Raw genomic sequence first — 13,635 nt, forward strand, 5'->3', positions numbered from 1 at the left:
GCAGGTGCGAGGATGCGTGCAGTACTGGCCGACGTGCTCGTGTGGGGTGGGGGATCTCCGCGCCCGTGCAGAAGGGACCGCTGACGGCGATGCAGATCCGGCTGACCGTCGTAGACCCGCTGGGCCCGCACTCCCCCGAGTTCCCGGCCCCGCCGGAGCAGGGCGGACCCCCACCGCCGCGAGGCCGGGCCGCGAGCCGCGACGTGCTGGTCACGGCACCCGCCGGCACCGCCCTGTCCGCGGTGGCCTCGGGCCTGGCCGCGGCGGTCTCCGGCGACGTCCCGTCGGGACCCGTGGTGCTCTACGCCGGTGCCGAGCGGCTCGACCCGCAGCGCTGCACCCTCGGTGAACCACCGCTGCTCGACGGCGCCGTGCTGTCGGTGGGCGGCCCGGTCGCCCCGGAGCCCCACCCGGAGCTGGACGACGCCCCGGCGCGCCTCGACGTCATCGCCGGGCCGGACGCCGGCGGCGTCCACCTGCTGCACGGCGGCGAGATCCGCGTCGGCCGCTCCGCCGAGGCCGACGTCCCGCTCGACGACCCCGACGTCTCCCGCGTCCACTGCGCGGTGACCCTGGGCGCGGACGGCCGTGTCGCCGTCGCCGACCTCGAATCCACCAACGGCACGACGCTCGACGGCACGCGCGTGAGCACCCGCCCGGTGCGCTTCACGCCGGGAGCGCTGCTGCGGATCGGCGAGTCCACGCTGCGGCTGGCGCCGGCCGGAGGGCCGGGACGGCGGGTCGGGACGGCGCCCGACGGCGAGGGATGCGTGCGGGTCGGCGGGACGGCCGAAGCGGCGTCGCCGGCCGGGACCTCGGGGGCGCGCCCGGACGGACCCCTCGCAAGGACGGGGCACGGCTACGGGAGCGCCGGGAACTGGGGAAGGCCGGCGGACCCGGCGCCGGGCACCGCCCGCACGGACCAGGGGACCGGGCGACCGGGCGACCGGGCGGCGGGTACGCCGGACGCGGCCCGCGACGCCGCGCCCGCCGACGAGAACGCACGGCAGCAGGCGACCGCGGCCGCCCACGACCAGCACCCCGGCACCCCCGGACCCGAGTCCCACGCCAAGGAGCACCCGGCGACGGCGCCGCCTCTCGTACCCGAACAGGGCAAGGCCCCCCGCATCGAGAGCCGCGGCGCCGGGACGCGGGACCCCCATCCGGGCCCCGGCCCCGCCGCGCCCTCCGGCGACGCGACGCACGGCGGGCGGCCCGGCGCCGCCCCGCTCGACGTCCCCGCCGGTGACGCCGCGGGCCACCACGAAGGCACGCCGCCGCGCGCCACCGACGTACCGCAGGGCGTGCGCAGGAGGGGTGGGCTCACGGCCTGGGCGCGGCGGCTGGCCGGCGGGCGCGGCACCGAGCACGAGGCGGCCGCGCCGGGGAGTCACGACGACGAGCCGGCCGGGGAAGCAGGGGAGCCGCCCGTCCGCGCCGACGCCCGGGAGACGTGGCCGGACCCGGCCGCCCTGCTGCTGACCGCGCTCGGCCCCGGCCCCCGGCTGTGGGAGCGCGAGCCGGGACACCCCGAGGCACTCACCGTGCGGCTCGGTACGGCGGACCGGGCGGCGCCGGGCGGTGCGGGGCTGCTGCCCGCCGTGCCGGTCACCGCCGATCTGCGCGAGGTCGGCGCCCTGGGCCTGGCCGGTCCGCGCCCCCGCCTCGCCGGGCTGGCGCGCGCGGTGGTGGCCCAACTGGCCGCGCTGCACTCCCCCGACGTCCTGGAAATCGTCCTGATCAGCACGGACCGTACGCGCCCCCTGGAGGAGCGCACCGCGGAGTGGTCCTGGCTCGGCTGGCTGCCGCATCTGCGCCCGGCCCACGGCCAGGACTGCCGTCTGCTCCTGGCCCACGACCGCGAGCAGGCCGCGGCCCGCACCGACGAACTCCTGCGCCGCCTGGACGACCACCTCACGGACCGGGGCGGCCCGGCCGGCGCCGGGACGGCCATCCCCTCCCCGGGTCGGTCGCGCCCCGAGAGCACGGCGCCGCCGACCCACGCCTCGGCCGCCCCGTCCCGCCGCCCGGCCTGGGCCCGGCCCGACGACGACGCAGCCGCCGGCCCGGCGGACGCCGCCGGTCTCCCGGGACCCCGTACCGTCCTCGTCGTCGACGGCGACCCCGGCGGCGCCGGTCTCCGCGACGCCGTGGCACGGCTGGCCCTGGACGGCCCGCAGGCCGGCATCCATGTCATCTGCCTCGCCGAGACCGCCTCGGCCTCCCCCGCCTCCCCGGTCACCGAGACCTTCGAGGCCGCCTGCGCCGCGGCCCCGTCCTTCCGTGACTGCGGCGCGGTCGCCCTGCTCAGCGGTGACGTGGCAACGGCCCTGCGCCTGCTCCGTGTCGCCCGGACCGGAGCGCGGGCGGGCACCGGAGGCGATACCGCCGCCGGGACCAGGACCGGCTCCGGCGCGGGCACCGTCCCTGCCCGCCCCGCCCCGGTGGGCCACGGCACGGTCGGTGTCGTGGACGCCGTCTCCCCCGCCTGGGCCGAGCGGTTCGCCCGGGCGCTCGCCCCGCTGCGCACCGACGCGTCCGCCACCGGCACCCGGCTCGCCCGCGTCAGCGCTCCCCTCCCCCAAACCGCCCGCCTGCTCGACGAGTTGGGCCTGGCGCGGGCCACTCCCGCCTCCCTCATGGCCCGTTGGGCCGACGCCGCCGACGACACCGACGCCCTCGGCGGCCGGGCGCACGCCGTCCTCGGCGCCGGCCCCCGTGGCCCGGTCGCCGCCGATCTCGTCGTCGAGGGACCGCACCTTCTGGTCGAGGGCCCGCCCGGCAGCGGACGCACGGAACTGCTGCGGGCCGTGGTCGCCTCGCTCGCCGCCGCCGAGCGGCCCGACCGGCTGAGCCTGGTGCTGATGGACGGCCGGGACACCGTGGGCGCGGCCGGCGGGCACGGCGAGGGACTGCATCTGTGCATGGACATCCCGCACGTCACCACGCACCTCCTCGCCAACGACCCGGTGCGCATGCGGGAGTTCGCCCAGTCCCTGGCGGCCGAGCTGAAGCGGCGCGCGGAACTGCTCGGACGCTCCCACTTCGCGCAGTGGCACACCGGCCGCGAGGTCTCCGGCCGGATGGTCAGCCAGCGCGCCGCCCCCACCGCCGGCGCCGGTGACCTGGACACCCCGCCCAGCACCACGCTGCGGCTGCGTCCCGCCGCGCCCCGCCCGACGGACGACGTGCCTCCGCTGCCCCGCCTCGTCGTCGTCGTGGACGACCTGGACGCCCTGGTCTCGCCGCCCCTCGGCTCGCCCGGTCGCCCCGCGGCCGGGTCCGTGATGCGCGCGCTGGAGGCGGTGGCCCGCGAGGGTGAGCGGCTCGGCGTGCACCTGGTGGCCGCCACCGGACCGGGGGGCCGCACGGCGGAGACCGAGCCCGTCCGGCGGGCCTCGTTGCGCGTCGCCCTCGACGCCCCCGCGCCCGGCCCCGACGAACCGGCGCCCGGCCGGGGCCGGCTGACCCACCCCGACGGCCGGATCACGCCGTTCCAGGGCGGCCGGGTCACCGGCCGCATCCCGCGCACGGCGACGCTGCGCCCGACCGTCGTCCCGCTGGAGTGGCACCGGATGGGCGACCCGCCCGCCCGCCGCCCGGTCCGCGAACTGGGCAACGGACCCACGGACCTGGCCCTCCTGGCGAGCGCGCTGGAGCGCGCGGCCCGGGAGGTGTCCGCCTGCGAGGTGCCGTCGCTGCTGTAGGCGCCTGTGCGCTCCCGCCGTCACCGCCCGCGCGCCTGAGGAACAGTCACGACGCGGTCACGATCGCCGACTTGACACGGTACGCGCTCTTGCCGACCCCACGGACCCGGCGTAGACCAGTGCCACGGGACAGCGCTCGCACGTTCGACGAGGACGAAGAACGGGGCCGTAATGCACAGGAGCATCACCGACAGCCGCACCCGGACACGCAGGACCGCCCGCACCGCCGCGGCCGTACTGGCGGGAGCGCTCGCGCTCTCGCTGAGCGCCTGCGGAGGCGACGACGACGGCGGGAACGAAGGAAGCGGCGGTACGGACGAGACCGCCACCACCGTCACGCTCCCCAAGCTGGACGGCGAGACCCTGGAGGTCGCCGCCGTCTGGACCGGCCCGGAGCAGGCCAACTTCAAGAAAGTGCTCACGGAGTTCGAGAAACGGACCGGCGCCAAGGTGACCTTCGTCCCCGCGCAGGACCCGATCATCAACTTCCTCGGATCCAAGATCGCGGGCGGCGCGCCACCGGACGTCGCGATGCTGCCCCAGGTCGGCGCCATCCAGCAGGCCGTGGAGAAGGGCTGGGCCAAACCGGTCGGGGCCGAGGCCCAGGAGCAGCTCGGCAAGAACTTCTCGCAGGGCTGGCAGGACCTCGGCAAGGTCGACGGCAAGCAGTACGGCGTCTACTACAAGGCCGCCAACAAGTCCCTGATCTGGTACAACACCCAGGTCTTCGAGAACGCGGGCGCCGAGGAGCCGAAGACCTGGGAGGAGTTGCTCACCACCGCCCAGACCATCTACGACTCCGGCGTCACCCCGTTCTCCGTCGGCGGCGCCGACGGCTGGACGCTGACCGACTGGTTCGAGAACGTCTATCTCTCGCAGGCCGGCCCGGAGAAGTACGACCAGCTGGCCAAGCACGAGATCAAGTGGACCGACCCGTCCGTCGCCGAGGCCCTAACGACGCTCGCGCAGATCTGGGGCAAGGCGGACTACATCGCGGGCGGCGCGAGCGGCGCGCTGCAGACCGAGTTCCCGGCCTCCGTCACCCAGACCTTCACCGGCGGCGACCAGCCGAAGGCCGGCATGGTCTACGAGGGCGACTTCGTGCAGGTCAACATCGCGGAGACGGAGTCCGAGGTGGGCACGGACGCCAAGGTGTTCGCGTTCCCCCAGGTCGGCGACACCACGCCGGTCGTCTCCGGCGGTGACGCGGCGGTCATCCTGGAGGACTCGAAGGCCGCGCAGGCCCTGGCCACGTTCCTGGCCTCGCCGGACGCGGCGACCATCCAGGCGAAGCTGGGCGGCTATCTGTCGCCGAACAAGAACGTGGACCCGAAGGCCTATCCGAACGCCGTGCAGCAGGAGATGGCCAAGGCACTGGTCGCGGCCGGCGACGACTTCCGCTTCGACATGTCCGACCAGGCCCCGCAGGCCTTCGGCGGCACACCCGGCAAGGGCCAGTGGAAGGCGCTGCAGGACTTCCTGAAGAACCCGAAGGACGTCAAGGGCACCCAGGAACGGCTGGAGGCCGACGCGGCAACGGCGTACGGAGACTGAGCCGGCCATGGCGTCGGCACCCACGGCAGGGGTCCCGCCCACCGAGGCCGGGACCCCTGCCCGTAGTCGCAAGAGCGTGACCGGCACCCGCAGGACCGTGGCAGCGCTGTTCCTGCTGCCCGCCCTGGTGCTGCTCGGCGCGCTCGTGGTCTACCCGATCGGGTACTCGGTCGTCCGCAGCTTCTACGACCAGTCCGGCGACGGCTTCGCCGGATTCGACAACTACCAGGCCCTGTTCACCGACGAGGGCATCCGCACGGCGCTGAAGAACAACATCCTGTGGGTGGTGTTCGCGCCGACGGTCGCGACGGCCCTCGGGCTGATCTTCGCGGTGCTGACCGAACGGGTGCGCTGGGGCACGGCGTTCAAGCTGGTCGTCTTCATGCCGATGGCGATCTCGATGCTCGCGGCGGGCATCATCTTCCGGCTCGTCTACGACCAGGACCCGGACAAGGGCGTCGCGAACGCGGTGTGGGTGGGGGTGCACGACACGTTCGCCCAGTCGTCGGCGTTCCCGAAGGCGCACCCGGGCCGGGAGTCACCGCTGACCGCGGACGGCGGCGCCTTCCTCACCAAGGAGCCGGTCCGCCTGGGCGAGCCCGTGAGCCTGCCCCTGGTGGGCGTCGCCCCCGACCAGATGCCCGACGGCGCCGCGAAGGCCGTGGCGGCGAAGGCCGACCCGGGCACGGTCACCGGCACCACCTGGCAGGACTTCACCCGCGGCGAGGGGGTCGGCACCCTCAATGCCCCGGACGCCTCCGAGCTGGGCTATCCCGGCATGCGGATCGAGGCGGTGAAGGACGGCGAGGTCGTCGCCTCGGCCACGGCGGCCGACGACGGCACCTTCACGCTCCCGGCCGCCGCCGACGGGGCCCTGCTGAGGCTGCCCGACGGCAACTTCAAGGAGCCGTACAACGGCCTGGACTGGCTGGGGCCGTCGCTGGTGACCCCGGCCGTCATCGGGTCGTACATCTGGATGTGGGCGGGCTTCGCCATGGTGCTGATCGCCGCCGGGCTGGCGGGGATGCCACGGGAGCTGCTGGAGGCGGCACGGGTCGACGGGGCCAACGAGTGGCAGGTGTTCCGGCGGGTCACCGTGCCCCTGCTCGCACCGGTCCTGGCGGTGGTCGCCGTGACCCTGATGATCAACGTCCTGAAGGTCTTCGACCTGGTGTTCATCATCGCTCCGGGCTCCTCCCAGGACGACGCGAACGTGCTGGCGCTGGAGCTGTATCGCAAGGGCTTCTCCGAGGACCAGCCGGGCGTCGCGAGCGCCATCGCGGTGTTCCTGCTGCTGCTGGTGATCCCGGTGATGTGGTTCAACATCCGCAGGCTCAGGCGGGAGGTGCGGCGATGACCACCAAGTCCGTGCAGGGCAAGACGTCCCTCGGCTCGCGTCTGGCCCAGGGCGTCAGCGGCGGTCTGATGCGGGTCTTCCTGATCGTCGTCGGCCTGTTCTGGCTGGTGCCGACCATCGGCCTGCTGCTGTCCTCGCTGCGCACCCCGGCGGACATGAACGAGAGCGGCTGGTGGACGGTGTTCACCGAGCCGGCCCAACTCACCTTCGAGAGCTACGACAAGCTGCTGAGCAACGGCGACATCACCGACTCGCTGCTGAACACGGCCCTGATCACGGTCCCGGCGACGGTGCTGGTCGTGGTCATCGGCTCGCTCGCCGGATACGCCTTCGCGTGGATGGAGTTCCCCGGCCGGGACTGGTGGTTCCTCGGTGTGGTCGGGCTGCTGGTCGTCCCGGTACAGGTGGCGCTCATCCCGATCGCCGAACTCTTCGGTGCCGTCGGGCTGTTCGGCTCGATGCTGGGTGTGATCCTGTTCCACGTCGGCTTCGGCCTGCCCTTCGCGGTGTTCCTGCTGCGGAACTTCTTCGCGGAGATCCCGCGCGAGCTGCTGGAGGCGGCCCGGCTGGACGGCGCCGGTGAACTGCGGCTGTTCGCCCGGGTGGTGATGCCGCTCGGCGGGCCGGCGATCGCGAGCCTGGGCATCTTCCAGTTCCTGTGGGTGTGGAACGACATGCTGGTGGCGCTGGTCTTCACGGACTCCGGCAGCCAGCCGATCACGGTGGCGCTCCAGACGCAGGTACGGCAGTTCGGGAACAACATCGACGTGCTGGCTCCCGGCGCGTTCATCTCGATGGTGATCCCGCTCGCCGTCTTCTTCGCGTTCCAGCGGCAGTTCGTGTCCGGGGTGATGGCGGGCGCGGTGAAGTGACGTCCGTGGCAAGGGTCCAGGGGCGGGCCGGGAGACGGCCCGCCCCTGGGCGTTCACGGCGATATGCACCGCAGGCCGTACACACCGTAACCAATTCCCCCCATCGGCCGTTCCCGGGCAGAACGCCCGCGCGGATCCGCCGACCCCGGGTGGCCCCTTGCCCGAGTTCATCAGGGGCGAATCCCCCGGCAGCCACCCTTTAGCAACCTTCTGGTCACTTCACCGTCACCGAAAGCCACTGACCGCGTTTCACCTACCGGGAGTCCGTATGCCCCGCAGCTCGTCGCGGCCCACCCCGACGCGCCCGCCCACCTGGCGGCCGTCCGGGCGGCCCGGCCGTTCCGCGTCCGGTCCACGACGGGCCGCCCGGCGGGACGTCCACGGCCCGGGGCGCGCGCCTCCCGACGCGCACGGATGACGAAAACGGAAAGAGGCGCATGCCCCGTTTCAGCATCATCGTTCCCTCGCACGGGGTCGAGGCCCTGCCGGCCCGGGCACTGGAGTCGGTACTGGCCCAGTCCTTCGGCGACTTCGAGCTGATCACGGTGTGCGACGAGCCGGAGGCCCGGGCCGCGGCCGTCATCGCCGGGTACGCCGCGCGGGACGGCCGGCTGAGACCCGCGTACTCGCCGTCCACGGCCGGTCCGGGCGCGGCCCGCACGACCGGGCTGCGGGAGGCGTCGGGCACCTATCTGCTGTTCCTCGACGGCGACGACATGCTCCTCCCGGGCGCGCTGGCGACACTGGACGCCCGGCTGCGGGAGACGGGGCCCGTGGACGTGCTGCACTTCGCGCACGAGCGGCAGCCGGCGCGCACGGGCGGGGAACGGGCCGCGGCCCGGCTCGTCGCCCCGCCGGCCGCCCCCGCGGGAGCCTTCCACCCCGACGCCGCCCCCTGGCTCACGGTGGTGAACCGGCCCGTGTGGAGCGCCGCCTACCGGCGCGGATTCCTGATGGCCCACCAACTCGCCTTCCCTTACGGTCACTTCACGGACCTCGGATGGGGCGCGATGGTGACGGTGCTGGCGGAGCGGGTGACGGCGTCACCGTCGGCGGTCGTACGGCACCTGGCGCGGGCGCGCGGGAGCCTGCGCGACGACGTGGCAGAGCGCCGGCTCGATCTGCTGGACCAGATCGAGCCGGCGCTCTTCCAGGCGGGTGCCGCGCGGGTGTCGGCGGCGCGGTCGCGGGCCCTGTTCGACCAGCTGTTCGCCGTGGTGGTGGAGGTGGCGGCCGACCCGCGAGGCCTGCCCGTGAGGTCGCGGCGGGTCTTCTTCCGGCAGGCCGGGCAGCTCTACCGGCGCTATCTGCCGGCCGGGCACCGGCCCACCGGGGCGCCGCTGCGGATGCTGGGGGCCGGCGTCTGGACGGCGTTCCGCGCACTGCGGGTGCCGGCCGGGCGGCCGCACCCCGACGGGTCACTCGACGACGAGCTCGACCGGGATGTTGCCGCGGGTGGCGTTGGAGTAGGGGCAGACCTGGTGGGCCTGCTCGACGAGCTTGCGGCCGGTCGCCTCGTCCACGGCGTCGGGCAGCTCGACGCGCAGGGTGACGGCGAGCGCGAAGCCCTCGCCCTGCTTGCCGATGCCGACCTCGGCGGTGACGGCGGCCTCGCTCAGGTCGACCTTGGCCATCCGGCCGACCACGCCGAGGGCGCTGGCGAAACAGGCGGAGTACCCGGCGGCGAAGAGCTGCTCGGGGTTGGTGCCCTCACCGTTGCCCCCCATCTCGGTCGGCACGGCCAGCTGCAGGTCGAGCCTGCCGTCGGAGGAGACGGAGCGCCCCTCGCGGCCGTGGGTGGAGGTGGCGACAGCGGTGTACAGCGCGTCCATGGGAATGACCGTCCCTCTCAGGTGATGTTCCGGCGATCCGTCCTGCCGGTCCGACACGAGAAGTAGAGCACACAATTCAGTTGCGCACAACTGAATCGCGGACGGAAGGCTATCCTGGGGTCCATGACCACCACGTCCGCCGCCCAGTGGCTCCGCCTCGACCGACAGATCTGCTTCACGCTGAACGCGGCCTCGCGCGCCTTCGGCGGCATGTACCGCGTGGTCCTCAAGGACCTCGGGCTCACCTACCCGCAGTACCTGGTGATGCTGGTGCTCTGGGAGGACGGCACCGTGCCGGTCAAGAGGCTCGGCGAGCGGCTGCGCCTCGACTCCGGCACGCTGTCACCCCTGCTCAAGCGGCTGGAGGCGGCCGGCCTGGTCCGGCGTGAGCGCAGCGCGCGCGACGAGCGTTCGGTGGAGGTGCGGCTGACCGAGGAGGGGGACGCGATGCGGGAGCGGGCGCTTCGGGTACCGCAGCGCATCGCGGCGGCGACCGGGTTCGACGTCGAGGAGATCCAGGATCTGGGAGCCCGTCTGGACCGGCTGACGACGGCGCTCGACGCCGCGGCCAAGGCGGAGGCAGAGGCGGAGGCATCGGCGTAAGCCCGAGCACCCATCGGGGTCACGTTCGTTCGAAAGGTGACAGGGGAGCGGCGGGCGCCCGCTCACCTGCTTCACTGTGGGGCGGACGGCACAAAGGACGACGGACGAGGGGACTGCCGCGGATGACCTGGCTGATCACCGGCGGCGCCGGCTACATCGGGGCACACGTCGTACGGGCGATGACCGAGGCGGGCGAGCGGGCGGTCGTGTACGACGACCTGTCCACCGGCATCGCGGCCCGCGTCCCGGACGACGTCCCCCTGGTGACCGGCTCGACCCTGGACGGCGCACTGCTGGGCCGCGTGCTGACGGAGCACCGGGTCACCGGAGTCGTCCACCTGGCGGCGAAGAAGCAGGTCGGCGAGTCGGTGGAGCTCCCGCTGCACTACTACCGGGAGAACGTCGAGGGCCTGCGCGTCCTGCTGGAAGCGGTGACGGCGGCACGGGTCCCGTCCTTCGTCCTCTCCTCCTCGGCAGCCGTGTACGGCATGCCGGACGTGGACCTGGTCACGGAGGAGACGCCCTGCGTGCCGATGAGCCCCTACGGCGAGACGAAGCTGGCCGGCGAGTGGCTGGTGCGGGCGACGGGCCGGGCGACCGGCATGGCCACGGCGTCCCTGCGGTACTTCAACGTGGCGGGCGCGGCGAGCCCGGAGCTGGCGGACGTGGGCGTCTTCAACCTCGTCCCCATGGTCTTCGAGAAGCTCACCGAGGGCGCGCCCCCGCGGATCTTCGGCGACGACTACCCGACCCCCGACGGCACCTGCGTCCGCGACTACATCCATGTGGTCGACCTGGCCGAGGCCCATGTCGCGGTGGCCCGCGCCCTGCGCGACTCCCCGGGCCGCGACCTCACCCTCAACATCGGCCGCGGCGAGGGCGTCTCGGTCCGCGAGATGATCACCCGTATCGCCGCGGTCACCGGCCACCACCGGCCCCCGACCGTCACCCCCCGCCGCCCCGGTGATCCGCCCCGCGTGGTGGCCTGCGCCGACCGCATCGCCGCGGAACTGGGCTGGAAGGCCCGCCACGACGTCCAGGACATGATCACGTCAGCCTGGGAGGGCTGGCTGCGCACCCGCCCGGACGCGGCCCCCGACCGGCGTCAGGGACCTCAGAGCTCCTTCAGCGCCGCCGCCGTCGAGCGGGCCAGCGACGCCAGGTAGCCCTTGGGCAGCTTGGGGTTGCGGATCACCACCGAGCGCCAGTAGAGCGGTCCGGAGATGAGGTCGAGGGCCAGGTTCGGGTCATGGCCGGCGCTCACCTCGCCGCGCTTCTCCGCCGCGGCCACAATCTTGCTGGCCACCCCCTCCTGGCCCTCGCGCAGCGCCTTCTGCAGGGCGTCGGCGATCTCGGGGTTGCGAGCCGCCTCCGCCTGGAGGTCGGGAATGATCTGCGAGGCCACGGGGTGCCGCAGCGCCCGGGACGTCACCTCGTAGAGCAGCCGGAGGTCCGTCTCCAGGGAGCCGGTGTCCGGCGCGGGCAGCCCCTGGACGGCGATCGCCGAGACGACGTCCAGGACGAGGTGCAGCTTGGAGCGCCAGCGGCGGTACACCGCGGTCTTGCCGACCCCCGCCCGGCGGGCGATGCCCTCGATCGACATCCGCGCGTAGCCCACGGACGCGAGTTCCTCGAAGACGGCCGCCCGGATGGCCTCCGTGACGTCCGCGCGGAGCACGGCCGCCCCGGCGGGGGTCCGGCGGCGCGGTCGCGGCTGGGGCCCGTCGGCAGTCGTCGTCATGCGGACCAGCATAGGGCGTTACGACGAAACGGTTGCGTTCCGACGTGGGAAAGGCCTACGCTCGCGTTGCGACGATACGGTCCCGTCCCGACGTAAGAAAACGTGAAGTAACGCGCAGGAAAACGTCCGGGGCGCTTGCCGGGACCACCGCCGCACCCCCACCCCCGACCGAAAGCAGCGGATGTGAGCCAGGTCCTCGACGCACCGCCCCCGACGACGGCCCGCACCTCGGCCCCGGCCGTCGACGACCTCGCGGCCCTCGCCGCCCGCCACGGCCTCACGGTCAGCGGCGCCCGTCCCTCCCTGCCCCAGTACGTCCGCCGGCTGTGGGCGCGGCGCCACTTCATCGCGGCGTTCTCGACGGCCAAGCTCACCGCCCAGTACAGCCAGGCCAAGCTCGGCCAGGTGTGGCAGGTCATGAACCCGCTGCTGAACGCCGCGGTCTACTACCTGATCTTCGGTGTGCTGCTGCAGACCAAGAAGGGCGTGCCGGACTACGTCCCGTTCCTGGTCACCGGCGTGTTCATCTGGACCTTCTCGCAGAGCTCGATCCTGGCCGGCACCCGCGCCATCTCCGGCAACCTCGGCCTGGTGCGCGCCCTGCACTTCCCGCGCGCCGCCCTTCCCATCTCCTTCTGCCTCCAGCAGCTCCAGCAACTGCTGTTCTCGATGGCCGCCCTCGTCGTCATCCTGCTGGTCTTCGGCGTCCCGGTGGCCGCGTCCTGGGTGCTGGCGATCCCGGCGCTGTTCCTGCAGTTCACGTTCAACGCCGGCGTGTCGATGATCATGGCCCGGCTGGGCGCCAAGACCCCCGACATCGCCCAGCTGATGCCCTTCGTGCTGCGCACCTGGATGTACGTGTCCGGCGTGATGTGGAGCATCGACCACCTGCTCAGCCGCCACGACGACCTGCCCGGCTGGGTCGGCCCCGTGCTCCAGGCCAACCCCGCCGCCGTCTACATCGACCTGATGCGCTTCGCGCTGATCGACAGCTTCAAGGCGAGCCAGCTGCCCGACCACGTCTGGATGCTCGCCACGGGCTGGGCCCTGCTCGCCGGGGTCGGCGGCTTCATCTACTTCTGGAAGGCTGAGGAGACGTACGGCCGTGGCTGAGAACCCCGACGGGACCACTCCCGAGCAGATCCCCACCGTCGTCGCCGACCGCGTCGACATCGTCTACCGCGTCAACGGCACCGGCGGCGGCCGCGGTTCCGCCACCGCCGCCCTCAACCGCATGCTGCGCCGCAAGAACGCCGAGAAGGCGGCCGGTGTCCGCACCGTGCACGCCGTCAAGAGCGTCTCCTTCGTCGCCTACCGGGGCGAGGCCATCGGCCTGATCGGCACCAACGGCTCCGGCAAGTCGACTCTGCTCAAGGCCGTCGCCGGCCTGCTCCCGGTGGAGAACGGCCGGATCTACACCGGCGGCCAGCCCTCCCTGCTCGGCGTCAACGCCGCCCTGATGAACGACCTCACCGGCGAACGCAACGTCCACCTCGGCGGCCTCGCGATGGGCATGTCCCGCGAGCAGGTCAAGGAGCGCTACCAGGACATCGTCGACTTCTCCGGCATCAACGAGAAGGGCGACTTCATCACCCTGCCCATGCGGACGTACTCCTCCGGCATGGCCGCCCGTCTGCGGTTCTCCATCGCCGCCGCCAAGGACCACGACGTCCTGCTCATCGACGAGGCCCTCGCCACCGGCGACCGCTCCTTCCAAAAGCGGTCCGAGGCCCGCATCCGCGAGCTGCGCAAGCACGCCGGCACGGTCTTCCTGGTCAGCCACAACAACAAGTCCATCCGTGACACCTGCGAGCGGGTGCTGTGGCTGGAACGCGGTGAGCTGCGCATGGACGGGCCGACCGAGGACGTCATGAAGGAGTACGAGGCCTTCACCGGCGACAACAAGCCCAAGCCCAAGCCGAAGCCCAAGGCGGCGGCGCCGCAGGTGCCTCAGCCGTCCTGACCGCCG

The 13,635-nt window shown here is 73.3% G+C and carries 10 protein-coding genes and 1 pseudogene; 9 read left to right on the forward strand and 2 right to left on the reverse strand.

Annotated elements, in window-relative coordinates; all coding sequences use genetic code 11:
- Positions 1 to 89 precede the first annotated feature (89 nt).
- From ACZ7LV_RS31170 to ACZ7LV_RS31190, 5 genes and pseudogenes are all read left to right on the forward strand, one after another.
- Positions 90 to 3,707, forward strand: coding sequence for an FHA domain-containing protein (locus ACZ7LV_RS31170; RefSeq protein WP_471944281.1), 3,618 nt, complete (start codon positions 90 to 92; stop codon positions 3,705 to 3,707).
- Positions 3,708 to 3,878: 171 nt separating this feature from the next.
- Positions 3,879 to 5,261 (forward strand): ABC transporter substrate-binding protein, encoded by a 1,383-nt coding sequence (locus ACZ7LV_RS31175; protein ID WP_471944225.1) that lies wholly within the window; start codon positions 3,879 to 3,881, stop codon positions 5,259 to 5,261.
- 76 nt (positions 5,262 to 5,337) lie between these two features.
- Entirely contained in the window at positions 5,338 to 6,618 is a 1,281-nt protein-coding gene (locus ACZ7LV_RS31180) for a carbohydrate ABC transporter permease (protein ID WP_471944283.1), read from the forward strand.
- On the forward strand, positions 6,615 to 7,490 hold the full coding sequence (locus ACZ7LV_RS31185) for a carbohydrate ABC transporter permease (protein ID WP_471944227.1): 876 nt from the start codon (positions 6,615 to 6,617) through the stop codon (positions 7,488 to 7,490). Before ACZ7LV_RS31180 ends, ACZ7LV_RS31185 begins: the two co-directional genes overlap by 4 nt.
- Positions 7,491 to 7,927: 437 nt before the next feature.
- Positions 7,928 to 8,278 (forward strand): annotated as a pseudogene (locus tag ACZ7LV_RS31190) (glycosyltransferase family A protein); the annotation flags it as partial.
- A gap of 630 nt (positions 8,279 to 8,908) precedes the next feature.
- Here the strand turns inward: ACZ7LV_RS31190 and ACZ7LV_RS31195 are convergent.
- Complete coding sequence (locus tag ACZ7LV_RS31195) at positions 8,909 to 9,322, reverse strand: organic hydroperoxide resistance protein (RefSeq protein WP_471944284.1); 414 nt, start codon at positions 9,320 to 9,322, stop codon at positions 8,909 to 8,911.
- A 123-nt stretch (positions 9,323 to 9,445) separates the two neighbouring features.
- On the opposite strand from ACZ7LV_RS31195, the gene ACZ7LV_RS31200 reads away from it, so the two are divergent.
- Positions 9,446 to 9,925, forward strand: a complete 480-nt coding sequence (locus ACZ7LV_RS31200) for a MarR family winged helix-turn-helix transcriptional regulator (RefSeq protein WP_471944229.1) — start codon at positions 9,446 to 9,448, stop codon at positions 9,923 to 9,925.
- A gap of 122 nt (positions 9,926 to 10,047) precedes the next feature.
- Positions 10,048 to 11,091 carry a UDP-glucose 4-epimerase GalE gene (gene galE, locus ACZ7LV_RS31205; RefSeq protein ID WP_471944231.1) on the forward strand — a complete coding sequence of 348 codons (1,044 nt, stop codon included), beginning with the start codon at positions 10,048 to 10,050 and terminating at the stop codon, positions 11,089 to 11,091.
- On the opposite strand, the gene ACZ7LV_RS31210 is transcribed toward galE, so the two are convergent.
- Positions 11,040 to 11,666 carry a TetR/AcrR family transcriptional regulator gene (locus ACZ7LV_RS31210; protein ID WP_401681163.1) on the reverse strand — a complete coding sequence of 209 codons (627 nt, stop codon included), beginning with the start codon at positions 11,664 to 11,666 and terminating at the stop codon, positions 11,040 to 11,042. The two genes, galE and ACZ7LV_RS31210, sit on opposite strands and share 52 nt — an antisense overlap.
- Before the next feature lie 183 nt (positions 11,667 to 11,849).
- Here ACZ7LV_RS31210 and ACZ7LV_RS31215 point away from each other — a divergent pair, with 183 nt between their 5' ends.
- Complete coding sequence (locus ACZ7LV_RS31215; protein WP_471944233.1) at positions 11,850 to 12,779, forward strand: ABC transporter permease; 930 nt, start codon at positions 11,850 to 11,852, stop codon at positions 12,777 to 12,779.
- On the forward strand, positions 12,772 to 13,629 hold the full coding sequence (locus tag ACZ7LV_RS31220; protein ID WP_471944235.1) for an ABC transporter ATP-binding protein: 858 nt from the start codon (positions 12,772 to 12,774) through the stop codon (positions 13,627 to 13,629). The genes ACZ7LV_RS31215 and ACZ7LV_RS31220 overlap by 8 nt, the downstream gene beginning before the upstream one ends.
- Positions 13,630 to 13,635 lie beyond the last annotated feature (6 nt).

It is taken from the genome of Streptomyces sp. NPDC107562, from assembly GCF_055657325.1.